This window comes from Synechococcus sp. RC10B2, assembly GCF_047502635.1.
This window is the reverse complement of record NZ_JANSHO010000061.1, coordinates 47,650-71,215: the sequence shown is the minus strand read 5'-3', so window position 1 is coordinate 71,215 and position 23,566 is coordinate 47,650. Positions and strand designations below refer to the sequence as shown.

Here is a 23,566-nt window from a genome sequence, read left to right as displayed (position 1 = left end):
GCAGAAAAGAAACTCAGATTGAAGCTCGGCTACTTAGCTTTCTTGCCGCCCATGCCGTACTTGCGCATGAACTTGTCCACGCGGCCTTCGCTGTCAATGATCTTCTGGCTGCCGGTGAAAAAGGGATGGTTGCCCGACCAAACATCGACCTTCAGCTCCGGCTTGGTGGATCCCACTGTCATCACCACTTCGCCGTTGCAGATGACTTTGGCTTCGGGATACCACTGGGGGTGTATTCCTTTTTTGGGCATGGCAATCTCCTCCTCTGGGCCTGTTCCTATACCCTTGTCTATCAACATCTAACTTGAAAAAGCAATGGCAGGGATCCCTAGCGCTTCGAGTACTGGGGAGCCTTGCGGGCCTTGCGTAGGCCATATTTCTTCCGTTCCACGGCGCGCGGATCCCGTTTTAGGTAGCCCTCTGTCTTGAGGGGGCCGCGGTTAGCCGGATCCACCTCGCAGAGGGCGCGCGCCACGCCCAACTTGATGGCATCGGCCTGACCGTGGACGCCGCCGCCATGAGCCCGCACCAAGATGTCGTAGGAGTTCTCTAGGCCGAGGAGCTCCAACGGCGCTTTCACACTGGCCAGTAGCGCCTCCTGGTATTGCAGGTATTGGTCGCCGGGCCTGTCGTTGATGATCAGCTTGCCGGTGCCGGGCACCAGGCGCACGCGGGCGACAGCCGTTTTGCGGCGTCCGGTTCCCCAGTAGACGGCTCGTTGGCTGCTGGCTGCTTGGGTCATACTTTGGCTCCTGGGATCGTGTGGATGGGGTAAACCTGAGGTTGCTGGGCCTCGTGGGGGTGGTGGGGCCCGGCGTACACTTTTAGCTTGGTGAATTGCCGCCGGCCCAGGCGGGTGTGGGGCAACATCCCCTTCACTGCTTTCTCAATCACCCGCTCCGGCAGGCGAGCTTGCAGTTGGGCAAAAGTCTCGACTTTCATGCCGCCGGGACGGCCAGAGTGGCGGCGGTAGAGCTTTTGGGTGCGCTTTTTGCCGGTGACCACCACTTTCTCGGCGTTGATCACGATCACGTAGTCCCCCGTATCCAGGTGAGGGGTGAAGTTGGGTTTGTGCTTGCCCCGCAGGAGCTTGGCCACAACCACGGCCAAGCGGCCGAGGCGCTGGTTGGCAGCGTCCACCAGATACCAGCGAGGGGTTAGAGTTTCGGGGGGAGGAACGGGAGTTGTGTTCATGGCAGCCAAGGATGACATCAACCGCAGAATGGAATGGACAAGAAAACGCCTAGGCCAGGGAAGAAACACACAAAGCCGCCGACCAATCGGGGGTTTTGGGCAACCCCTGCAGGGGCAAGGCCCAAAAGGGCGGCGAGTGAGCGAAGCGGCGGCCAAAGGGATCCCCAGCATAGCCCACATCCACCAGGCACAGCCCTTGCGGAGGGGCGCTGTAGCGGGTGCGCATCCGGCTCCAGTCGTTGTGTTGCCAGAGGTGGACAAATTGTTGTGGGCTGATCTCGCCACGGCCCACCACCTCCAGGGATCCCACCAGCAGCCGCATCATGCGGTAGAGAAAGCCGCTGGCCTGCACCTCGATGCTGATGAGATCCCCCAGCCGCTGGCAGAGCACCTCCTGCACCTGCACCCGCGAGTGGGGCCGGTCGGATCCCCGGCGGCGAAAGGCTTCTAGGCTGTGCTCGCCCAGAAGAGAGTTGAGGGCCTCCGCCATCGGCTCCACCTGCAAAGGCCAGCGCACCTGCCAGCTAAAGAGGCGCCAGAACACATCCGGCAGCTCCCGGTTCAGGATCAAGTAGCGATAGCGGCGCCAGCGAGCCGAAAAGCGGGCATGCCAGAAATCGGGCACCTGAGCGGAAGCCAATACCACCACATCTTCCGGCAGACAGTCGTTGAGCACCCGCGCCCACTCCGTCGGCGGGATGCCAGAGGTGGTGTCGAAGTGGGCCACCTGGCCCGAGGCATGAACCCCCGTATCGGTGCGACCTGCCCCGTAGAGGGCCACCGGGTGCCCGGCCCGCAACGCAATCGCCTCCTCCAGTACCCCTTGCACGGTGCGGTGGCCCGCTTGCCGCTGCCAGCCGCGAAAGCCGCTGCCGAGGTACTGAATTTTCAGGGCAATGCGACGGCTCTGCATGGGGCCTACACCAACTCGATGACCGCCATTTCTGCCCCGTCGCCCCGTCGACGCACCGTGCGCAGGATGCGGGTGTAGCCCCCAGGCCGATCGCGGTAGCGCTCCGGCGCTTGCTCAAACAGGGAGCGCACCAGCTCCTTGTCATAGATGTAGGCCAGGGCCTGCCGCCGCGCTGCCAGAGAGCCGTCCTTGGCCAGGGTGATCATTTTCTCAGTGGTGGCGCGAATGGCTTTGGCGCGGGCTTTGGTGGTCGTGATCCGCCCTTCCCGCAGCAGGGCCGTGGTCAGCGCCCGCATCAGGGCCTTGCGCTGGTCGGCGGGCTTGTTGAGGTGAGGGGTACGACGGCGGTGACGCATAGTAGCCTCTGCCTTTTATCTTGTGTCCTGTGGAGATGTTGACCGGTTTTGCCGCAGCGAGCCGGCAAGGCTCTACGTCTTGCTCCTTTCGCGGGGCAAGGTTAGGCCTAGGCGGTTCTTCAAAGCTTGCACCACCTCTTCCGCGGATTTTTGGCCGAAGTTTTTGATCTCCAGCAAATCCTCTTCGGTATAAACCAATAGATCCGCCACCGTATTGATTTGAGCGCGCTTCAGGCAGTTGTAAGCCCGTACCGAGAGCTGCAGCTCTTCGATGGGGATCTGGTTCTTCTGGTTATCCTCAGCTTGCCGGGGCTCTGGCGGGGTGTCGAAGCTGACCTCCTGCAGCGGCGAGAACAGGCCCACCAAAATGCGAGCCGCCTGGCTGAGGGCCTCCTGGGGGGTGAGGCTGCCGTTGGTCCAAATCTCCAAAATTAGGCGATCTTTTTCCAGAGATTGTCCCACCCGCGCCGCCTCAACGGTGTAGTTGACTTTGCGCACCGGCATGAAGACGGAGTCGATCTGGAGAAAGTCGATGGCCATCGATTTGCTGTCGGAGTAATCGACGGCACGGTAGCCACGTCCGCGGCCAATCATGAACTCCATTTCCAGGATCGCCCCTTCCGCCAAGGTGGCAATGTGATGGCGGGGGTTGATCACTTCCACCTCGCTGGGCAATTGCAGCTTCTCGGCGGTCACCTCTCCCGGCCCTTGTGCCACCAAACGGCCCACCTGCGTGTCGGGAGCGTTGGAGCGCAGCACCAGCTCCTTCATGTTGAGTAGGATCTCCATCACGTCTTCCCGCACCCCCGGCACCGTGGAAAACTCGTGGGTCACCCCGGCAATGCGTACAGCGGTTACTGCCGTCCCTTCTAGGTTGGAGAGCAACACCCGCCGCAGGGCGTTGCCCACCGTGATCCCTTGACCCCGCTCCAGTGGCCCCAGGGCAAATTTGCCGTAGTGAACGCCATTGGCTTCCTGATGGGATTCGACGCACTCGGTCTGGTAGGGAGCAGCACTAGAAGCGGCTTTGCTGCCCAGATTGTGGAGGGTTCGGCTGGTCTGCATCATAGAGTAGCCCCGTCCGTCTGGCTCAACATCTGTTTGGAGAACTTAGAAGACTGGAGGCCATGCCTCACATCCTGCAGGAGGGCAAGCCTGTCGCCAGCGCTTGGCCCGCCCTGGGGATCCCTTTAGACGCGCCGCCGCTTGGGGGGACGGCAGCCGTTGTGGGGAATGGGAGTGATATCTCGAATCAGGGTGATTTCTAGACCAGTGGCCTGCAGAGCGCGAATGGCGGTTTCCCGACCGGCGCCAGGGCCACTCACCATTACCTCAATCTGGCGCATGCCGTTCTCCATGGCCTGACGCGCTGCGCTCTCTGCCGCCATTTGGGCTGCAAAGGGGGTGCCTTTCTTGGCGCCCTTGAACCCCGTAGAACCTGCGGAGGCCCAAGACACCACGTCGCCATTGGGATCCGTGATGGTGACGATGGTGTTGTTGAAGGTGGACTGAATGTAGGCCACACCGTTGGGGACATTCTTCTTGACCTTGCGTCCGCGCCGTTGCTGCCGAGCCATGACCTGTGCGTCCTTTGAACAACTGTTTACATCCCGTTTTGCAGTTTGGAGAGGGTGGGAAACTCTGCCCGCCGCCCCAGCCGCGCCACTACTTCTTGGCGGGAGCTTTCTTCTTGCCGGCCACCGTCTTCCTGACCCCCTTGCGGGTGCGGGCGTTGGTGCGGGTGCGCTGGCCACGCACAGGCAGGTTCAGACGATGGCGGCGGCCCCGATAGGTGCCGATGTCGATCAGCCGCTTAATGTTCATCGCCTCCTGCCGGCGCAGATCTCCCTCCACCTGGTACTCGCCTTCTACCACTGCCCTCAAGGCGGCCACCTCGGCGTCGGTAAGGTCGCGGGTGCGGGTATCGGGGTTGATGCCGGTCTTCGCCAAAATTTGGCGGGAGCGGGTCAGCCCAATGCCGTAGATGTAGGTGAGGGCGATCTCGACTCGCTTGTCGCGTGGGATGTCAACTCCCGCAATCCGTGCCATGGTCGGTGGTACCTTTCAAACAAACTTAGATAAACTTGCTCCATAGGCCAGGCCGAGGTTGGCGGCGTGGAGCTTTGGCCGGAAGACGTCGCTGTTGAGGTGAGGAACCCAGAGTCTCCTCTCGCCAAGAGAGGGGTTGCTTGATCTTCCGCGGCGGCAGCAGGGCCGTTTGGATCTGTTCCCCACCGTCGGGCGCACTCCTCCATCCGCCCCTCTACCCCTGCCGCTGCTTGTGCTTGGGGTTGGCAGGGCAAATCACCATCACCCGGCCATGGCGGCGGATGACTCGGCACTTTTCGCAGATTCGACGGACGGAGGGCCGCACCTTCATGGTTTATCCTGACGAAACCAGCGAATATCCATTCTAAGGTCGCCGCGGCAGACTGTCAAAAATTGTTTGGGTTTTCTGACGTGAATCCAATAGGGAAGGGCGAGCAGGTTGGCTATGCTGGTTGGGCGCAGAAGCAGAGCAGGCGCGGTTGAGGAGCGAAGAAGGCGATGCGCTGGCAATGGCTGGTTGTGCTGATGAGCGGCGTGCTGGGCTTGGGATCCCCCGTGTTGGGGCAAGGGATCCCTTCGCCGGAAACAGGCTCTCCCGCTTCTGGGGGGAACCTCTCGGCGGACGGGAATGAACTGAGGACAGAGGGGGATTGGCTGTTGCCCTTGCCCAGCTCTGCCGATTGCCTCGATGCGGTGCCGGAGCGGGGCTGGCTGGCGGTGGGACTGTTGGAAGCGCAGGCAGTGGCGCTGCTGGATGGGGCGAGCGGGGATCCCTTGTGGCAGGTGGCGGTGGGGTTTGCCCCCGGCGTGGTGCGGGTGGATGCGGCACGGCAGGTGGTCTATGCCGCCGGCCCCCATGCTCCTGGGGTGGTGGCCCTCGATCTGCTCACCGGAGAGCTGCTGCAGGCCTACGGGCTGCCGGCGGGGGTTCTGGACATGGCTGTGGATGCGGCCAGGGGGCGGGTTTTCGCCTCCCTGCCCGCCGCCCAAAGCTTGGCGGTGATTCCCGCTCCGAACCGCCAACGGCATGGATCGGAGCCGCCGCAGGCCCGCAACTTGCCGCTGCCGGGGCCACCTTTGGCTTTGGCCTATGCCCCAGAGCGGGGATCCCTGTTTGTCGGCCTGGCTGGGGAGGATCCCCTCAGCCTGCTGGTGGTCAACCCCGACAATGGAGAGCTGCTGGCCCGCTGGCGCGGCGGCAACACGCCGGAAGCCATGGTCCTAGATGCGCAACGGCAGCGCCTGGTGGTGCTCAACTCGGGCAGCCAAGATCTGACGGTGCTGGATCTGGATCGCAGCGGCGAGGCTCTGCAGCGGATTGGCTTGGATTGGCGACCGACGCGGCTGGCCCTTTCTCCCGATGGCCGCTGGGCCTACGTGACCTCCCGCAACAGCGACCGCCTGCAAATCGTGGATCTGGAGGCGGGGCGATTGGCCGCCTCGCTGCGGCTGGAGGGGCAGCCAACGGGTTTGGTGAGGCTGGGCGATCGGGATCTGTGGGTGGTGGCGGCAGGGATCCCGGCTTTGCGGCGTCTGGTGGATATTGAGGCTCAAGTTGGCGAGCGCGAGACCGAGGCCCAGATCCCCTCTTCAGGCAACCGCGGGGTGGTGACGGGGCGGGTGCTGGACATTGCCGGCCAACCCGTCCAGACGGGGGTTTTGCGCCTGGCCGCCACCTCTACCCAACCCCAGCAGACGGTTCGCATCGCCGCCGACGGCACCTATGTCCTGCCGGAACTGCCGGCGGGGCTGTACCTGGTGGATGTGGAGGTGCCGGGGTTTCCGCCCACCAGCACCCAGGTGGAGGTGCGGGCCGGTTTTGTATCCAGCCAAGATATTCGCCTGCCGCCGGGGCAGCCGGCCCGCCAGCCGGAGGGCATTGGCCTGTTGCCGGATGAGCCGGTTTACTCGGATGAGCTGGCCCGCCACCTCAGCCTGGCCCTGAAGGAGTTACAGCCGCAGCGACCCGTGATCCTCCTCAAGGGGCCACTGGGGCCGGATCCCCGCTTTGAGCCGCTTTTGCCCCTCGTCCAGGATCTGACACTCTTGGATCGGGATGAGCGCTACACCGCCGACTTGGCCAAGCTGAAGGCCGTTGGCGATGCCCTGGGCTTGCGCTACATCCTCTTGACTCACCTGCAGATCTCGCGGGATTACAACCGCCAGGGCAGCCCGCTGCTGAATACGGCCTTGCGCTTTCTGGCGCCGACGGTGCCGGTGGAAATTCCCAATTTCACCCCCAACCAGTTGCGCAGCCGCGGGGTGGTGGTGGTGGTGGACTTGCAGCGGGATCGACCGGGGGATCGGGCTCGCTACTACGAGGCCTATGGCCGGGACGACGTGGGCGGGGATCCGCTGTTTGAAGATGCGGCGGCGGGCCTGTTTCGGCTGCAGGTGCGCAACATGGTGCCCGTCTTTATCCAACAATGGCAGGCCAACAATCCCTTTGCGGGGTGAGGATCCCTGCAGCAGGATTTTGTCTCTCCAGAACCCACTGCGATTAGGGGATGTCGCCATGCCTTTCTTCTTCCTCACTTCGCTGCGGCGCAGGGTCCGCTTGGGCAGTCTGGCTCTCTGGTGCTGGCTGGCACTGACTCCAGGAGCGCTGGCCCAGGCGCCGGCCACCCCCCTTCCCCGTTTCACGCCGCTGTTTCCTTCTCATAACAGAGATCAAGCGGGATCCCAGGCGCGGCTGGTGGGCCAGGTGAGCAACAGCCTGGGTCAGCCGGTGGCCGGGGCGCAGGTGCAGTTGGAGGGCTTGGAGAACCTCGATCAGCCGATCCAAACGGACGAGCAGGGGGCGTTTGAGCTCAACCAGGCTCCTGCCGGACGTTGGATGTTGACCGTATGGCACCCCGACTACGAAATAGTGCAACAGGAGATCCTGCTGCAGGCGGGCCTGACCACCCCTGTAGATGTGGTTTTGCAGGTGCCCCTCCGGCCCCAACCCCGGCGTCGCCTCGGCGTTTTGGGAGTGGGAGGACTGGAGCACACCCAGCTTTTAGGCCAGCGCCTGGCCATGGAGGCAGTGCGCCTGGGCCTGATCCCCAATAGCGAGAAGGTGGTGCCCCTGGACAACCGCCGCCTGCAGCCGATTCTGCGCCAGGTGGGCTGGCCGATCTACGAGCTGTTTGAGTGGGATCGCCGCAAGCCGGAAGCGGTAGGCCAGTTTTTCGATTACCTAGGCCTGGAGGCCATCGTCATCGCCCGCGTCGATGTCCTCACCCGCCCGGCCTCGCCCACGGAGGTGAGCCTGCGCTCCCGCAGCCGCCTAGAGCTGTGGCGGTTTGACGAGCAGGGCAACCTCGTGGCGGAGGTATTGGCGGAGGCCAGCCGCGACCAGGTGGAGCGGGGCAACCTCAACGCCGCTGAGCTGGCGCAGCTCTACCAAATCCAGGTCACCCAAATCGCCGCCGAAATCGGATCCCGCTGGCAAGCCAATCACCCCCTGGCCTCCTACCTAGAACTGGCCCCAGGCGAGGCCCCACCCCCGCCCTCGCGCCTGGATACAGCGGTGGAGCTGGTCATCCCCACCCCTACACCCACTCCCTAGAGCTCGCCCCCTCCCGTAGCCCCAGAAGTGGGGGTTCCAAGCAGCCGCTGTCAGCCCTATGCCCCGCAAAGTCGGAGCAAATGGCTGTTCTCGAGATCCTCCAGCTCTTCTAGGGAAGTCCAAAGAAGGGGAGCAGGGGCTAAAGTAACACTGGGGATCCTCGCCGTTTGTTGTTGGCTGCTGCCCATGAGTTCCGAACCCAACCCTCTTGCCGAAGATCGAGATCTAGGCCCGGAAGGAGATGAGCTGTCGCCAGCGTCTTCCGAGGGCGTTGGTGGAGTGGGATCCGGCGATCCTCCCGCTGCAGCAGAGCTCGCCACTTCCTCGTCCGCTTCTGCCTTGGTCGGGATTTGGCCGGAGGGATCCCGCCGCTGGCTGCTGGGGGGAGCGCTCGCCATCTTTCTGGTGGGCCTGGGGCTGCGCCTGTGGCGACTGGCCGAGTTGCCGGCGCCGGTGTTCGACGAGGTGTACTTTCCCAAGTTCGCCCAGAACTATCTCGACGGCGAGCCCCTCTACGACGTGCATCCGCCGCTGGGGAAGTACTTCATCGCCCTCAGTATCCAGCTTTTTGGCCGCAACGAGTGGGGCTTTCGCCTGGCCACCGCCTTGTGCGGATCCCTGATCCCGCTCTTGCTGACCGGCTTGGCCTACCGCCTCACCTATCACGTGGGCTTTGCCCTGTTGAGTGGGGCCCTGCTGCTCACGGACGGGGTGTTTCTGGTGGAGTCCCGCTTTGGCCTGATTAACGTGTACCTGGTGGCTTTTGGCCTGGCGGCCACCATTCTGCTGCTAAGCGGGCTGGAACGCCGCGGTTGGCAACGGGCCGTTCACCTGACCGGCTCGGGGATCCTCCTGGGGGCGGCGGCTTCCGTGAAGTGGAACGGCCTCTGGTTTGCCTTCATGTTTGCCCTGTTGGGGATCCTTGTTTGGGCGGTGGTCTGGCTGCGCCCGCAGTGGATCCCGCGTCTGGGCATTTTGATCCAAATCCGCCACCTGCGCTGGTGGCACTATGCCTTTTGCTTTGTCCTTGCGCCGCTGGCTTTCTACGCCATCCAGTGGATCCCCCACCTGCAGCTCAACCCGCAGCAGGGGCTAGCCCTGGGTTGGAGCTGGACTGGGATCCAGAATTACTTTCGCTCTCTAGTGCTCATCAATCAGGCGGTTTACAGCGGGCACCTGCATGCCGATCTCGTGGTGGACGAAAACACCCCCGTTCACCCCTACTGCTCCACCAGTTTGCGATCCCTGGTGGCCTGGTTCCCGGCGCTGCGCCCTTGGCTGACCACCCCCTTGGCCTCGGCAGGAGCCTGGTCTTGGCCGATTATGGGCCGCCCGGTGGGCTACTACTTCGCCGCGCAGGGCGACCTGTGGCGAGTGGTCCACGGCCTGGGCAATCCCTGGCTGTGGTGGCTGGGGACGGGATCCATCCTGGTGCTGGTCTGGCGGGGGATCCGCCGCTTCCATGGCGTGGAAGCCTTTATCTTAATTGGCTATGCGGCCAACTACCTGCCCTGGTTTATCGTCAGCCGCTGCGTTTTCATCTACCACTACATGAGCGCTCTGGCATTTAGCACCCTGGCCCTGGCCTGGCTGGTGCTGCTGGGCTGGCAGAGCTATCGCCGCTTCTGGCGCGGGGCGAGCATCACGGCAGTAGCCTTGGTTTTGGCGTCTTTTCTCTTCTTTTTCCCTGTTTGGTTTGGCCTTCCCCTCAGCCCCGGCGGATTTTATGCCCGCATGTGGTTCCGACCCACCCCTGTGCCCCTATTCTGCTTCAGTCCCCAAGCCTGCGAGCGGGCCCCCCTGCGCCTGCCGCCCATTCCCGGCTTGAACTGGATTTGAGGAGGGCATGGTAAGCTTTGTGCAGTTTGTTTCAGGAGTAGCTGCGCTTCGTTGCCCAAAGGCGGGGTGCGGTTTGTCAAGCGCTTGTGGTGGAGGTAGTGGAAACCTATGGCTCGATCCTGCCCGCGTCCTGCCAACTCTCCCCGCCGTTACCCCGGGCAGCCGGTGCCTGTGGGCGTCATTGGAGTCGGCAACATGGGCCAGCACCACGCCCGCGTCTTCAGCTTGATGAAGGATGTGCAGGTCGTAGGGGTAGCCGATATCAATGTGGAGCGGGGTTTGGATGTGGCCAGCCGCCACCGCGTTCACTTCTACGAGGATTACCGCGACCTGCTGCCCCACGTAGCGGCAGTAGCCATCGCCGTGCCGACGGTTTTGCACCACGAGGTGGGCATCGCCTGCCTGGAGGCGGGGGTCCATGTGCTGATCGAAAAGCCCATTGCCGCCAGCATCGCTGAGGCAGAATCCCTGGTGAACCGCGCTGCCGATTGCAATTGCATTTTGCAGGTGGGGCACATCGAGCGTTTCAGCCCCGTTTTTCAAAAGCTGGGCCAAGTTTTGCAAAGCGAAGAGCCGCTGGCCTTCGAGGCCCACCGCCTCAGCCCTTACTCTGACCGGGCCAGCGACGTGTCGGTGGTGTTCGACCTGATGATCCACGACATCGACCTGTTGCTGGAGCTGATCCCCTCCCCAGTAACCCAAATTACCGCCAGCGGCAACCGCGCCTCCAAGCTGGGCTACCTGGACTACGTCACTGCCACCCTCACCTTTGCCAACGGTGCCATCGCCACCCTCACGGCCAGCAAGGTTACCCATCGCAAGGTGCGCAAAATTGCCGTCCACTGCAAAAATGCCCTGGTGGAAGCCGATTTTTTGCACAACGAGATCTCCATCTATCGCCAGGGATCCAGCAGCAGCGACTACGGCCAGGTGTCCTACCAGCGGGACTGCCTCATCGAGAAGGTTCACATCGAACCCATTGACAAGCTCCACGCCGAGCTGGAGCACTTTATCAACTGTGTGCGGGGGGGCAGCCAGCCGTCGGTGGGCGGGGAGCAGGCCCTGAAGGCCTTGAAGTTGGCTTCCGAGGTGGAGCGGATCGCCTTAGATGGATGCGCCTGGAGGGAGGCCAAACCCTGCCGCAGCTTTTTGTCTTAGCTTTGCCGCCGGCCTCCAGGCGGGGGCAGGTGGTATCTTCTGCCAGCCGGTCATGGGTGGGGAGGGCGAGGAGGGCAGAGGCTTTGTGGAGAGGCAAGGTCGGGCAATCGTGGTAGAAGAGGGGTTGGCCTTAGCAATCGGCGGCCTGGCGGCAGGGATCCTGGCCGGTTTTTTGGGCATTGGCGGCGGGACGATCTTGGTGCCCTTGCAGGTGAGCTTGGGGATCCCGCCGCTGCAGGCGGTGGCCACCAGCAACTTTTCCATTCTCCTCACCTCCTTGGCCGGCAGCATCCAAAACTGGCGCATGGGGATGCTGGATCCCAAACGGGTAATTTTGCTGGGGATCCCGGCTCTGTTTACGGCGCAGGTTGGGGCGATCCTCGCCAGTCGCCTGCCCGGCTATCTGCTACTAGCGGCCTTTGGGGTGCTGTTGCTGGCGAACATTTACCTGGTGGAGCTGCGCAAAACCGTGGTCGCCCACGCCCAAGCGTTGGAGAGGCCAGGGGTTGCTGCCGGGGGGACGGACGACGCTGGAGAACTCCGCGACCGCCCTGCTGCCGAGGGGCAGATGCCGCGGTGGCTGGCCCGCACCCTCACCGGTGGCGCTGCCGGCTTGTTGGCGGGGCTTTTCGGCATCGGCGGTGGCGTCATCCTGGTGCCCCTGCAGATCCTGCTGTTGCGAGAAACCCTCAAGGTGGCCATCCAAACCAGCTTGGGGGCAATTGTTCTCACGGCAACTGCTGCTACCCTCAGCCATGCGGGCCTGGGCAACTGGATGGCGAACGCGCTCGGCTTTGGAGATGGCACCATCCGCCAGAATGTGCTCTGGATCCCGGGCCTGATCCTGGGTGCAGGTGGGTTGGTCGGCGTCCAGATCAGCACCCGCACCCTGCCCAAGCTGCCGGATGAGATCGTCGGCCTGCTTTTTCGAACCTTTCTCGCCGGGCTTTCCCTCTACGTTTTTTGGCAAGCCTGGCAGGACTACCAAGCCCTGGACAACCAGTAGCAATTCCCAACTTCGACGCCTCACCCTCCCCTATTCTTTTAGCGTATCTGGGTCTAGGAGGGGAGGGAAAGGCTTCGGGATCCCCGCAGATAGCAAGTCGGGCCTGGCCGGCCTGTCCTATTCTGAGTTGCAAGGACGACGCTCGCTCGGCTTGCTGAGGTCGTGGACGGGGTAGCTGCCGAAAAGCTTCAGGGTTTCTGCGATCGCTTCCAGGGCAGCGATTACCTCTGCATCCAGATAGGGTTGGCCGACCGGATTCTCCAGATCGACAAAAAAGACATAGGTCCCCGCCGATTTCTTGGTGGGGCGCGACTCAATGCGCGACATATTGAGGCCCCGCTCTGCAAAGACTTGCAGCGGCTTTAGCAGCGCCCCTGGCACATTGTGGGGCAGGCTGAAGGCCAAGGAAGTATGGGATCCCCCTGGCGAGGAACGGCAACGGCCCACCACCCAAAAGCGGGTGCAGTTATCCGGGTGGTCGTTGATGGGACAGGCCAAAACCGGCAGTTGGTAGAGCTCAGCGGCCCGCTCTGAAGCAATGACGGCAGCGTTGGGCTGCGCTCGCAGCCGCTCCAATTCTTCGGTGGTGGAGCGGGTTGGAATCAAGGTCGCCCGGGGCAGATGGGATCCCAGCCAAGCCTGACATTGGGCCAAGGCTTGCGGATGGGAATAGACCTGCTCGATCTGCTCCAGCCGGGAGGCGCAGCCGATGAGGGCATGGCGGATGGGCAGGATCAGCGCCTGGCGAATGCTCAGCCCCTCCAGTTGCCAGAGGGCATCCAAGGTCATCGAGACCCCGCCCTCAACGGAGTTCTCCACCGGCACCACCGCCCATTCTTGCTCGCCCGCAGCCACGGCTGCCAAGCAGGCGCTAATGGTGGGGTAGGGCACCAGAGGATGGGACCCCTGGCTATGGAGATGGGGCTGCTCGGGACAGGCGAGCAGAGCGGCCAACTCCGTGTAGGTTCCAACAGGGCCGAGGAAGGCTACCGGCGCAGAGGAGACGATTAAAGCCATTCTTTAGTTTTGTTTGCGAGTGTCGCTAGGAGCCAGCTCTAACTCTACTGCCTCGACGTTGCGCTGCAGCGGGCAATCAGGCTCTGGGCAACGGGGATTTGCCGCCACTATCTCCATAGCCTTCCCCACCTCCCGCCGAATCAGGCTCTGCAACTCTTGATCTGCTTGGATGGCTTCCAGGGTGTATATGGAGCCTTCAAAACTGGTGGTGTAGCGGGGCTGGAGGTTGTTGAGGGCCAAGGCGGCGGCATCGTGACAGAATCTCTCACAGGAGCAGTAGCGCTGCTGGCTTTCCAGGAGCAGCAGCTCGTTCACCATCTCCAGAACAGCCCGCTCCATCTGATTTTCCAACCTCTTCAGAGGTTTGCGTGCCTCCATGGCTGCCTCCCGATGTCACTGATAAACAGGACGGTTCTCGGCTTACTTCTGAGGCTGCTATATCCTTCACTACTTGACAAGTCAGGAAAAGCTACCCTACGTAAACTACCCGACTCCGACCGCCCCCCAACCCCCTGTATACGGGGGGCAGGGGGGCGGGGGGATATAGGGGGCTCCTGCGGTTTCTAGCTCAACAGGAAGAGAAGTGACCGCAAACCCCCAGGCGCCGACGCGGCCAGCTACAATTTCACCCCAACTCCTCTGCTGGCGGGAGTCAGTTCTCACTTGCTAGCCCCTCTACCAGAATTGAGGGGGGAGGTAGGGATCCGAACCCACGCTTAAAACCTCGCCTGCATTTGCTGCTACCATAAACCGCCCAACAAAAACGTGCCATAGCGTCAACGTCAGCTAGCTTCCCCGAGCACGTTGACCAGCACTCTCGGCAGGCGGGCAGAAAGTCCGCACAGCAGTTCATAGGAAATGGTGCCCAACTGATCCGCCCAATCCTGGATTGAGAAACCCGCACTCGCCAGATGGGGGCCCAGCAGCTCCACCACATCACCCACCTGAATATCCGGCCTCTCGGTGACATCCCACATGCACTGATCCATCGTGATCGTGCCCACCTGCTGGATCAGGCTGCCGCGCACCCACCCCCGCAGCCAGCCGGAAAGCCGCCGTGGGATCCCGTCGGCATAGCCGATGGCCAGTGTGGCAATGCGACTGGGGCGAGAAGTGACGTAGCGATGGCCATAGCTGACGCCGGTGTGGGCGGGTACGGTTTGGATGTGGGTCAACCGCGCTTTGAGGCGCAGGATCGGCCGCAACCCCGGCACCTGCAGGTGCGGGGCAGGAGACAAGCCGTAGAGGGCCAGCCCCAACCGCACGCGGGGATAGTGGAGATGGGTTAGGGCGCCGGCGGAGTTATCCAGATGCAGGGGGGGCAGGGGATCCCCGGCCTGGCGGATCTGCTCCACCACCTGGGCGAAGCGGGCCTCTTGCTGGGCCATCACCGGAGAATCGGGCTCATCTGCCGTTGCGAAGTGGGAAAACAGGCTACAGCCTTCCAGCTCGGGGATCCGGCAGATCTGCCCCCACACGGCGGCGGCCTCTTGCCAGGGAATCCCCAGGCGGGTCATGCCCGTATCGACGTTGACGTGGACAGGAACAGGCCGCCCGGCCCAACGGGCCACCTGGCGCATCACGGGGATCTGCTCGGCCCGGGTGAGGCTGACCTCCAGCCGCGCAGCCATGGCCTGCTGCAGCTCGGCCCAGGTATTCAAAGCCCCCAACACCAAAATCGGGGCCTGGAGGCCGGCCTGCCGCAGCTCGATCCCTTCTGCCAGGGTGGCCACACACAACCCCTTGGCACCGGCAGCGAGGGCTATGGGAGCCACCAAGCGAGCTCCATGGCCGTAGGCATTGGCCTTGACCACTGCCCAGATCTCAGTGTCTGGCGACAGGCGCGCCTGCAACAGACGCAGATTTTCTCGCAATTGGGCTGCGTCAATTTCCACCCATGCCCGGCTGGTCAGCAGCTCCAGCTCTGGGTTGAAATCCGGCCAGAACCCCGTCTCGCCGACGGGATCCGCTCCCTGGGATCCCTGGCTCTGGGTCCACGAGGCGGACGCCGTGGCCAGGGGGCTATGCCCTGCCGTCGCCAGCGCAGAAGCGTCGTCCGGCGTGTGATCCACAGCTTCACCCCTCACACCAAGCCTATGATCACTGTCAGGTTTAGCGCAAAGTCCACCCGGGCGCCATCCACAGCAGCGGCACTTCCGGGATCCCGGCCACCTCGTGGCTCCCCAACAGTCGAGCGGGCCAGAGATTTTGCCCTTGCGGAGGCAGTCCTTGGCTCAATAGTCGCTGCAGGGCGCGTTGGAAGGGATCTCTCGCCGTTGCTGGCGACAAAGAGGGATCCCCGGTCATGCGCCGCAGATCTTCCACGGCTTCGGCATATCCTCCCAGGGCATCTACCAGGCCCAACTCCACAGCCTGCGCCCCGGTGAAGATGCGCCCATCGGCCAACTGGCGCACCCGCGCCTCATCCAAGCTTTGCCGTCGGGCGATCATCTCCGCATCCAGCACCTTTTCTGCCCCTTTGTCCGGCAAGCGCTGGCGTCCGCGGGCCACATCGCGAACGAACTGGTCGAGGGTATCCTCCACCAACTCTTGCAGCAGACGTTGCTCTTGGGGGGTGGCAGCCCGGAAAGGGGAAAGAATGTCTTTGTACTCGCCGGTTTTGAAGGTCTGCGGCTCTATGCCGTAGTTGTCGAGCAGTTTGCCAAAGTTGAGGCCGCTGATGATCACCCCTATGCTGCCGGTCAGGGTGCCCGGGTTGGCGTAGATCTTGTCGGCAGCACTGGCTACATAGTAGCCGCCGCTGGCGGCAACGTCTTCCATGACGGCAATCACCGGCTTGCCGGCTTCCCGCAGAGCCGTGACGGCGCGGTAGAGCTCCTGGCTGGATCCCACAGCCCCGCCCGGGCTGTTGATGCGCAGCAATACAGCCTTGACGGCGCGATCCTCGACAGCTTCCCGCAACTGATCTAAGGGAGAGGTGGGCAAACCTACCAAAGTCGAGCCCCGTGGCCCTCCTATCGTTCCCTCGATGGTAACCACCTCAATGCGATTCGCCCCTCGAGGGGCCTCTAGCCCGACGCCACCCCGAACCGACTCTGCGGCAGGTCGTGTGCCGCCAATAACAGCCGCAATCAGGCAGACCACCAGCAAGGAAGCGGCCAAAAGGCGGTTAAGCTGAGATCCCTGTGTCACAAGCCCCCCAATGTCGCTGACTCCGTTCTATCACCCGGCAAGCTCCTGCAACAGAGGGCAGGAGCCAGGTGGATCCAATCTCCACTTTTGCAAGTGGACGCTCCAACCCAACTCTTGACAAGGATCTCCCGTCTATTTAGGATAGATTCCCGTACTTTTCACCGCCAAAGCAGCTTCTACAGGCTAAAATTGTAGTCTGGAGCGGGCATAAATCAATTGCCCAGGCTCTTGCCGGAAGGCTGCATCTTGGGGCTTTAGCTCAGTTGGTAGAGCACTTCAATGGCATTGAAGGGGTCAGCGGTTCGAGTCCGCTAAGCTCCATTGGCCTGATAGCATCCGAGGCCCAGCAAATGGTCACTCCTTCCCTCCGACCGGAGGAGACGGCTTCGGCCATGGGATCCCCGCCTTGCGGGAGGTATCTGAGCCGCCGTGAGGCAACCCGGCCATGGTCGCCCCCCTTTCCCCGTATACGGGGGGAAGGGGGTACGGAGCGGGGCTCCTGCGGCTTCTAGCTGACGCTGCCTCAATCCCTTGCAGATCTGCGCCGATCCCTGGGCGAAGGGCCCCTGCCATTGGACAAAGATGCTCTAAAACGCCGCCGAATTATAGGGTGCAACTAAATAAAAAATGGTGCAAACTATTGGTGGTGGCAGGCTGGAGGGATCCCGGGCAGCGATAGTGTGTACTGCGGGTGAAGCAAGGGGGGCAATCGTAGCAAGCTCTCAAGGCAACCCCAGGCCGCAGCTGACCTCTGGGGGGAAGGGAGACGTCTTCTGGCGAAAAAACGGCCAAACAGAGGTTCCGCTGCCAGCTCAACTCCCTGATGAGGAGCCCCCAAGACAAGAAGGGCGGCCAACAGGCCTCGGAATCGGAAAGAAACCTTACAAGATCCCTCCCCTGGCTTGAACCCACCGGAAAACTTCTCTATACTGCAGGGAACTTTATCCTGTACCTCCCCTTCTTCATCCATCTTCGCTTTAACCTATGCGTGCTCCCTCCTCAGGCGACTCGGATCCCACCTTTCCCGAAGCTCAAGCCGGCCAGTCGGCCAAGGACTCCGTCCCGCTTACGCGAACGGAATCGGATCCCAATCCAGAGCGGCATTCGGCCCTGAGGCAGCGGCAGCAGTTGGAGGCTCGGCTACTCGAAGCCGAAGCGGAGCTGCAGGAGCGGCGTGCCCTTCAGGAAAAGCTACAAGCTGAAGTAGAGGCGCTGCACAGTCAACTGGCCGAGAGGGAACTGCAGTCTCGCAAGCAGCAACAGCAGATAGAGCTCTTGCAATTGAAAGCCCAAACGCCTGCAGACGCTGCTTGGGAAGCCGAATGCCGAGCCCTGCGCCAGAAGGTGGCCGAGCAAGAAAAGGCGCTGCAGGAGCGGGAACATGCCCTGCGCCAGTTGCAACAGACTTTGGCAGAGCAAAAAGTTCAGCTCTCGGAGCAGGAAGCTCAGCTGGCGGCGCGGCAACGCCTCAACGAGCGGCAGCGCCAAGATATCGAAGCCCTACAGGAGCAGATCGAGCAGCTACGGCTGGCCCATGCTCAGGAGCGCCGTCAGTGGGAACACCGTCAGCAGGAGCTACAGGCTTCTCTGGTGGAAGCTCAAGACCTGGCGGAAAAACGGGTGGAGATGTTGCAGCGTTTCAAGGCAGAGCTTTCGTTGGCCCGCACCCAAATTGCAGAAACTCAGGCGGAGCTGAACAGCCTGCGGGCTCTGTACAACGACCAACGGGCAGCCTGGCAAGAACAGCGGGAACATCTCGAGGCGCGTCTGGCGGGCTATGCCGAGACAGAGGCGGAAGCGGAGCAGCGCTGGCAGGAACAACGGCAGGAATTGGAAGCGGCGCTGGCCGATGCCCAGGCGCAACTGGCCGCTTTGCAAGCTCAGCAAGAGCAATGGCGTCAGGACTCCCGGGAGCAGCAACAGCAGTGGCAAGCCCAGGTCGAAGCGCTGCAAGCTGCCCTCGCCCAAGCGCAGGCGGAAATTGCCCATTGGCAGCAGGAGCACCGCCGTCTGGAGGAACGGTACGCCCAGGCCCAGCAGCGCCTCGGCGATCTGGAGCAGCGGCTCCAAGCAGCTCTGGCCCAGCTTGCCGACCAACCCACCTGGCAATCGCAATTGCGCTCTGCCCAGATCGCCGTCACCCATCTGCAGGAGCAAACAGAGGCCTTGGAGGGGCAGGTGAGGGCCCTGCAGGCGGAACGCGCCGCCCTCGCCGAAGAAAACCGCTCCCTGAGAGAGAAGTACGAGCAGCAGCAGATGCACCTGCTCAGCCTGAAGACGGCTTTGGAGCGCAAGGGAATAGACATCCCGCCTCGCGCTGGTGCAGCGGCTCCCAATGCTGCCGACACGCCAACACGGTCTGAGTCTCTCGCTTCGCTCCAGGCCGCCAAGCCCAAGTCTGCCCTATGGACTCCGTCCCGCTTACGCGAACAGTCCCGGCCTTTGCTGGCTCGCCCTGATAAGCGGGCAGTGGATCTGCCGCGGTTCTTGCCCCGACCGTGAGGGATCCGGTGGCGCAGCCTGCTCCTCCCCGCTGGCTGGAGGTGTGGGTGGATCATCCCCACTTGGGGGGCTGCTTCACCTACCGCGTGCCAGAGGGATGGGAGCCAGAAGCGGGCGATCTCCTCAGCGTTCCCTTTGGCCAACAGGTGGCGGGGGCGGTGGCTCTGGGCTGGCGCTCGGAGTTGCCGACAGGAGTAGATCCCCAGTCGGTGCGAGAGATTGAAGCGGTGGTGGCCAAAGGGATCCTGCCCAAGGATTTCTGGCCTCTGCTGCAGCGGGTAGCCAACTACTACCTCACCCCCCTAGCCCAGGTGGTGCGCACCGTTTTGCCGCCGGGCTTGCTGAGCCGCTCCCAGCGGCGGATCCGCCTGGTTGGATCCCCGCCAGGGGAATGTTCGCCGGCTGCCCAGGCTTTGCTGCGGCTGCTGCGGGAGAAGGGAGGGGAGCTGTCTTGGCGTTACCTCCAGCAGCAGGTGCCTGGCGCCGAGGTCGCTCTGCGGGAGCTGCAGCGGCGGGGTTGGGTGGAAAGCTTCTGGCAGGAGCAGCAGGGGGGCAGGGTGAAAACCCAACAGGCGGCCACCTTGGTGGAGGACTCGCTGGAGGGGCTGAGCTTGCCCCAGCAGAAAGCGCTGCAGATCCTCAAGCAAAAGGGGGGGGAGCTGCTGCTGGTCGAGTGGGAGCGCCTGGCGGGGGTGAGCCGGTCAGTGCTGCAGAGCCTAGCCCGCAAAGGCCGGGTGCACCTCTACGAGCGACCCTTGCTGCGGCTGGGAGAGGCCGAGCGGCCTGTGGAGAAAGATTTGCCCAAGCCTCTGACGCCAGCCCAGGCCGAGGCAGTGGCGGCCATCCAGCAAGCCCTGGGGCGAAACCAACGCTTTCTGCTGCATGGGGTCACCGGCTCCGGCAAGACAGAGGTGTACCTGCAAGTCATTGCCCAGGTGCTGCAGCAGGGGCGGTCAGCCTTGGTGCTGGTGCCGGAGATCGGCCTTACCCCGCAACTGACGGATCGCTTTCGGGCGCGGCTGGGATCCCGCGTGTGGACCTACCACAGCGGCCTCTCAGCCGGCGAGCGCTACGACCTCTGGCGGCAGATGTTGGTTGCTGTCCCCCAGGTGGTGATCGGCACCCGCTCGGCGGTGTTTGCCCCCTTGGCCAACCTGGGCCTCATCGTTCTGGACGAGGAGCACGACGACAGCTTCAAGCAGGATCAGCCCCAGCCCTGCTACCACGCCCGTCAGGTGGCGGAGTGGCGGGCTGAGCTAGCCAACTGTCCCCTAGTTCTGGGCAGCGCCACACCGGCAGTGGAAACCTATGCGGTCCACCTGCAGGATCCGCAGCGCTGGGTTCGTCTCCCTTTGCCGCAGCGCATCCCCCAGGCGGGGATCCCGGCCACCCTGCCCCGGCTGGAGCTGGTGGACATGCGCCAGGAGCTGCAGGCGGGCAACCGCAGCATTCTCAGCCGCCGCCTGCATCAAGCTTTGCACGAGACTTTGAAGAGGGGGGAACAGGCCATCCTCTTTGTCCCCCGGCGGGGGCACAGTACCTTTGTCTTGTGCCGCAGTTGCGGCTTTGTCCTCACCTGCGCCCACTGCGACGTCTCCCTTACCTTTCACCTGGAGGGCGGGCAGGAGCTGCGCTGCCACTACTGCGGCGCCCGCCAACCCCACCCCCAGCACTGTCCTGCCTGCGGCTCGCCCTACCTCAAGCACTTCGGCACCGGCACCCAGAAGGTGGTGGAGGTGCTGCAGCAGCACTGGCCGCAGGTGGCGATTTTGCGCTACGACAGCGACGCCACCCGCCGTAAGGGATCCCACCGGGATTTGCTGGAGCAGTTTCGCAGCGGCAAGGCCCAGGTGCTGGTGGGCACCCAGATGCTCACCAAAGGGCTGGACATCCCCCAGGTGACGCTGGTGGGGGTGGTAGCCGCCGACGGGCTGCTGCACCAGCCTGACTACCGCGCTGGCGAGCGCACCTTTCAACTGCTGACCCAGGTGGCGGGCCGGGCAGGCCGCGGATCCTTGCCAGGCCAGGCCATTATCCAGACCTATTTGCCAGAGCACCCCATCTTGCAAGCGGTGCTGGCCCACAACTACGAGGGCTTTGTCCAGGCCGAGCTGCGCCAACGCCAAGAGGGGGGCTACCCTCCCTACCGGGCGTTGATTTTAATTCGCCTGAGCAGCAGCCGCCTGGAGGCGTTAGAGCGCTACTGCAGCCGCCTAGCTGAGGGCCTGCAAGGGATCCCGGCGGAGGTGTTGGGGCCAGGACCGGCCCGAGTGGAGCGGGTTGCCGGCCGCTACCGCTGGCAGATCCTCCTCAAACAGCTTCCCGATCAGCCCTGGGATCGCGCCCAGATCGATACCCACCTGCGCCGCGCCCTTGGACATATTCCCCAGGGGATTCGCGTCAGCCTCGATGTGGATCCGCTGCGGATCCTCTAGGGGCGGCAGTTTTGCCGCAGCTTGGCGTTGGATGGCCCCAACCTGTTTTATAGTCGTTTAAGCTTCGTTTAAGCTCAGGGATCCCCCACGGGCTCAAAGGCCGGCGCTAGGCGGGATCCCGTCAAGCTGCCAGCGTCAATCCTGGGAGGAGAAGGATTTGTGGCCTATCGTGTAACGTTGATCCCCGGCGATGGCATTGGCCCGGAAGTAACCAGGGCAATGACCACAGTCCTGGAGGCCACCGGGGTGGACTTGGAGTGGATCCGAGTAGAAGCAGGGGTAGAGGTGATTGAGAAATACGGCACGCCTTTGCCACCGCAGGTGTTGGAGTCCATCCGGGAAACCAGAGTGGCCATCAAAGGGCCCATCGGCACCCCTGTAGGCACGGGCTTTCGCTCAGTCAATGTAGCCATCCGCAAAGAGCTGGATCTCTACGCCAACCTGCGCCCGGCCAAGTCCCTCCCCGGCATCAAAAGCCCCTTTCAAGACATTGACCTGGTGGTGGTGCGGGAAAACACCGAGGATCTCTACGCCGGGATCGAGTTCGAGCGAGGCACCCCCGAAGCAGCCCACGCTCGCGAAGAGATGATGCGTCTTTCTGGCAAGTTCATCCGCGAGGGATCTGCCATTGGCATCAAACCCATTTCGGAGTTTGGCAGCCGTCGCATTGTCAAGTTTGCCTTCGAATACGCCCGCCAGAATGGCCGCAAAAAGGTAACGGCCGTTCACAAAGCCAACATCATGAAGTTTACCGACGGCCTGTTTTTGCAGGTGGCACGGGAGGTGGCCCAGGAGTACCCCGACATCGAGTTTGAAGATCTCATTGTCGACAACATGTGCCTGCAACTGATGCAAAAGCCCCAGCTCTACGATGTGCTGGTGCTCACCAATCTTTATGGGGATATTATCTCCGACCTGTGCGCCGGGATGATCGGCGGGCTGGGGGTGGCGCCAGGGGCCAACATCGGCGATGGCATTGCGGTTTTTGAGGCTATCCACGGCTCAGCGCCCAAGTATGCCGGCCAAAATAAGGTCAACCCCTCTGCCCTCATCCTCTCCGGGGCCATGATGTTGCGCTACCTGGGCGAGCGGGAAGCCGCCGCGAGGGTAGAAGCGGCAGTGCAGTCGGTCATTGCCGAAGGCAAATACGTCACCTATGACCTGGCGCAAGGGGAGCCTGTGGGCACCCAGGAGATGGCCGAGGCCATCGCCGCCCGCGTCCAGGAGATGGCTCCTCCCCAGGATCCTATTCCCATCGAGTCCTAGATCCCTGCTTCCCTCGGGAGAGGGTGAGGGCTCAGTAACCTAGAACCGGATCCACCACCCCCAGCAAGGGTTCTCCCAGCCGAAAGCGGCTCACATTTTCCCGCACCCGCTCGGAGAGGGCAGGGACAATCATGGCGTCGGTGATGGCCGTGTGGGGGGTAATTAGGCAATTGGGCAAGCGCCAGAGGGGATGTCCATCGGGCAGCGGTTCTGGATCCGTAACATCCAGGGCGGCACCCCGGATGATCCCCTCCTGCAAGGCGGCCACCAGGTCAGGGGTGACGATATGTTTGCCGCGCGCCACATTGACCAACCAACAGCCGGATCCCATCTGCTCCAGCTCTGGCCAGGCGATGATCCCCTCTGTCTCGGGGGTGAGGGCCAAGGCCAGGATCACCACATCCGCTCCTGCCAGCACTGCCTGCCGCTCCGCCAACGTCACCACCCGGCTGGCTCCCGGCAAGGGATCCGCCCTGCGCCGCACCACCTCAACGGAACACTGGAAGGGCTGCAACAAGCGGATCAGGGCCTGGGCAATGCCCCCCGCCCCGAAGATGACCACGCGGCTGCCCCAGAGGCTGGTGCCGGATCCCGGCTGCCAAGTCTGGGCCAGAGCGCGGTGCTTGAGATCCCGCAGGCCGGCCAAGGTGAGGGCCAGGGCATGCTCGGCCACCGCTTGGGCATAGACCCCCTTGCCGCAGGTCCACACATAGGCGGGATCCAGGATCCCTGCCTGGGCAAAAGGCTCCACGCCCGCCCAGGGCAACTGCACCCAGCGGATCCCCTTTCCTTCGGCAAGACACTGCTTGAGCTTGGGCACGTCAAAGGCATCGGCCCACACCAGAGCCTCCGCTTCCGCCAGCGGCACCAGTTCGCCACCCCCCGCCAGGACTGCCTCTTTTAACCAGGGTCGGAGGTGGTCGGGTTCGACGGCTATGCGTCTGCCTTGGATGCCCATCAGAGCTCTCGAAGATGACTTCCCCTTTGCCAGGATATCGCTGGCAGAAGGGGGTGGGAAAAGCCTCAGAACTGTTAAGGGATCCCAAAGGGAGGATGGGAAGGGATGCCGGAATCGCTAGGTTAGGAGCTGTAGCCTCTGCCTCTTCTTCTCGTCTTCAGCCCATG

General features: G+C 63.0%; 22 protein-coding genes and 1 tRNA gene. 9 read left to right on the top strand and 14 right to left on the bottom strand.

The features are described 5' to 3' along the window. Positions 1 to 29 precede the first annotated feature (29 nt). The 9 genes from rpmE to rpmJ all read right to left on the bottom strand — a co-directional run bounded on the left by rpmE (position 30) and on the right by rpmJ (position 4,843). Positions 30 to 251, bottom strand: coding sequence for a 50S ribosomal protein L31 (rpmE, locus tag NW855_RS08960; protein WP_099812117.1), 222 nt, complete (start codon positions 249 to 251; stop codon positions 30 to 32). Positions 252 to 328: 77 nt separating this feature from the next. After that, a complete protein-coding gene (gene rpsI, locus NW855_RS08955; RefSeq protein WP_011430293.1) occupies positions 329 to 742 on the bottom strand; it encodes a 30S ribosomal protein S9 in 414 nt (137 codons plus the stop codon). Further along, a complete protein-coding gene (gene rplM, locus NW855_RS08950) occupies positions 739 to 1,194 on the bottom strand; it encodes a 50S ribosomal protein L13 (protein WP_011430294.1) in 456 nt (151 codons plus the stop codon). The genes rpsI and rplM overlap by 4 nt, the downstream gene beginning before the upstream one ends. A 49-nt stretch (positions 1,195 to 1,243) precedes the next feature. Further along, positions 1,244 to 2,107, bottom strand: coding sequence for a tRNA pseudouridine(38-40) synthase TruA (gene truA / locus NW855_RS08945; RefSeq protein ID WP_011430295.1), 864 nt, complete (start codon positions 2,105 to 2,107; stop codon positions 1,244 to 1,246). Positions 2,108 to 2,112: 5 nt separating this feature from the next. Beyond that, positions 2,113 to 2,463: a 50S ribosomal protein L17 gene (gene rplQ / locus NW855_RS08940; RefSeq protein WP_011430296.1), complete on the bottom strand. Its 351-nt coding sequence runs from the start codon at positions 2,461 to 2,463 to the stop codon at positions 2,113 to 2,115. Between the two features lie 72 nt (positions 2,464 to 2,535). Next, the gene (locus NW855_RS08935; protein ID WP_011430297.1) at positions 2,536 to 3,531 is read right to left on the bottom strand and encodes a DNA-directed RNA polymerase subunit alpha; all 996 of its coding nucleotides are present in this window, start codon (positions 3,529 to 3,531) and stop codon (positions 2,536 to 2,538) included. 122 nt (positions 3,532 to 3,653) lie between these two features. Then, the gene (rpsK, locus tag NW855_RS08930; RefSeq protein ID WP_011430298.1) at positions 3,654 to 4,040 is read right to left on the bottom strand and encodes a 30S ribosomal protein S11; all 387 of its coding nucleotides are present in this window, start codon (positions 4,038 to 4,040) and stop codon (positions 3,654 to 3,656) included. An 88-nt stretch (positions 4,041 to 4,128) separates the two neighbouring features. Continuing rightward, positions 4,129 to 4,512 carry a 30S ribosomal protein S13 gene (rpsM, locus tag NW855_RS08925; RefSeq protein WP_011430299.1) on the bottom strand — a complete coding sequence of 128 codons (384 nt, stop codon included), beginning with the start codon at positions 4,510 to 4,512 and terminating at the stop codon, positions 4,129 to 4,131. A gap of 214 nt (positions 4,513 to 4,726) precedes the next feature. Continuing rightward, complete coding sequence (rpmJ, locus tag NW855_RS08920; protein WP_011430300.1) at positions 4,727 to 4,843, bottom strand: 50S ribosomal protein L36; 117 nt, start codon at positions 4,841 to 4,843, stop codon at positions 4,727 to 4,729. A gap of 167 nt (positions 4,844 to 5,010) precedes the next feature. On the opposite strand from rpmJ, the gene NW855_RS08915 reads away from it, so the two are divergent. The 5 genes from NW855_RS08915 to NW855_RS08895 all read left to right on the top strand — a co-directional run bounded on the left by NW855_RS08915 (position 5,011) and on the right by NW855_RS08895 (position 12,068). After that, positions 5,011 to 6,969, top strand: coding sequence for a carboxypeptidase regulatory-like domain-containing protein (locus tag NW855_RS08915; RefSeq protein WP_414388623.1), 1,959 nt, complete (start codon positions 5,011 to 5,013; stop codon positions 6,967 to 6,969). Between the two features lie 58 nt (positions 6,970 to 7,027). Beyond that, on the top strand, positions 7,028 to 8,065 hold the full coding sequence (locus NW855_RS08910) for a carboxypeptidase-like regulatory domain-containing protein (RefSeq protein ID WP_414508667.1): 1,038 nt from the start codon (positions 7,028 to 7,030) through the stop codon (positions 8,063 to 8,065). Between the two features lie 186 nt (positions 8,066 to 8,251). Further along, on the top strand, positions 8,252 to 9,904 hold the full coding sequence (locus NW855_RS08905) for a phospholipid carrier-dependent glycosyltransferase (protein ID WP_099812116.1): 1,653 nt from the start codon (positions 8,252 to 8,254) through the stop codon (positions 9,902 to 9,904). 108 nt (positions 9,905 to 10,012) lie between these two features. After that, positions 10,013 to 11,062 (top strand): Gfo/Idh/MocA family protein, encoded by a 1,050-nt coding sequence (locus NW855_RS08900; RefSeq protein ID WP_011430304.1) that lies wholly within the window; start codon positions 10,013 to 10,015, stop codon positions 11,060 to 11,062. 52 nt (positions 11,063 to 11,114) lie between these two features. Then, entirely contained in the window at positions 11,115 to 12,068 is a 954-nt protein-coding gene (locus NW855_RS08895) for a sulfite exporter TauE/SafE family protein (RefSeq protein WP_011430305.1), read from the top strand. A 117-nt stretch (positions 12,069 to 12,185) separates the two neighbouring features. Here NW855_RS08895 and pheA read toward each other — a convergent pair whose 3' ends face one another. The 4 genes from pheA to sppA form a co-directional block, all read right to left on the bottom strand. Beyond that, the gene (gene pheA, locus NW855_RS08890) at positions 12,186 to 13,085 is read right to left on the bottom strand and encodes a prephenate dehydratase (protein WP_414508666.1); all 900 of its coding nucleotides are present in this window, start codon (positions 13,083 to 13,085) and stop codon (positions 12,186 to 12,188) included. A gap of 3 nt (positions 13,086 to 13,088) precedes the next feature. After that, positions 13,089 to 13,463, bottom strand: coding sequence for a late competence development ComFB family protein (locus NW855_RS08885; RefSeq protein ID WP_041438331.1), 375 nt, complete (start codon positions 13,461 to 13,463; stop codon positions 13,089 to 13,091). 404 nt (positions 13,464 to 13,867) lie between these two features. Next, entirely contained in the window at positions 13,868 to 15,157 is a 1,290-nt protein-coding gene (alr, locus tag NW855_RS08880) for an alanine racemase (RefSeq protein WP_099812115.1), read from the bottom strand. A 40-nt stretch (positions 15,158 to 15,197) separates the two neighbouring features. Continuing rightward, positions 15,198 to 16,238 (bottom strand): signal peptide peptidase SppA, encoded by a 1,041-nt coding sequence (sppA, locus tag NW855_RS08875; protein WP_011430309.1) that lies wholly within the window; start codon positions 16,236 to 16,238, stop codon positions 15,198 to 15,200. A 248-nt stretch (positions 16,239 to 16,486) separates the two neighbouring features. On the opposite strand from sppA, the gene NW855_RS08870 reads away from it, so the two are divergent. From NW855_RS08870 to NW855_RS08855, 4 genes are all read left to right on the top strand, one after another. Then, a tRNA-Ala gene (locus NW855_RS08870) sits at positions 16,487 to 16,559 on the top strand. Between the two features lie 663 nt (positions 16,560 to 17,222). Further along, positions 17,223 to 18,740 carry a hypothetical protein gene (locus tag NW855_RS08865; protein ID WP_011430310.1) on the top strand — a complete coding sequence of 506 codons (1,518 nt, stop codon included), beginning with the start codon at positions 17,223 to 17,225 and terminating at the stop codon, positions 18,738 to 18,740. A 41-nt stretch (positions 18,741 to 18,781) separates the two neighbouring features. Then, positions 18,782 to 21,175, top strand: coding sequence for a primosomal protein N' (gene priA / locus NW855_RS08860; RefSeq protein ID WP_011430311.1), 2,394 nt, complete (start codon positions 18,782 to 18,784; stop codon positions 21,173 to 21,175). Positions 21,176 to 21,334: 159 nt separating this feature from the next. After that, positions 21,335 to 22,441, top strand: coding sequence for an isocitrate/isopropylmalate dehydrogenase family protein (locus NW855_RS08855; protein ID WP_099812112.1), 1,107 nt, complete (start codon positions 21,335 to 21,337; stop codon positions 22,439 to 22,441). A 31-nt stretch (positions 22,442 to 22,472) separates the two neighbouring features. Here the strand turns inward: NW855_RS08855 and NW855_RS08850 are convergent, their stop codons facing one another. Then, positions 22,473 to 23,399: a D-isomer specific 2-hydroxyacid dehydrogenase family protein gene (locus tag NW855_RS08850; RefSeq protein ID WP_011430313.1), complete on the bottom strand. Its 927-nt coding sequence runs from the start codon at positions 23,397 to 23,399 to the stop codon at positions 22,473 to 22,475. Positions 23,400 to 23,566 lie beyond the last annotated feature (167 nt).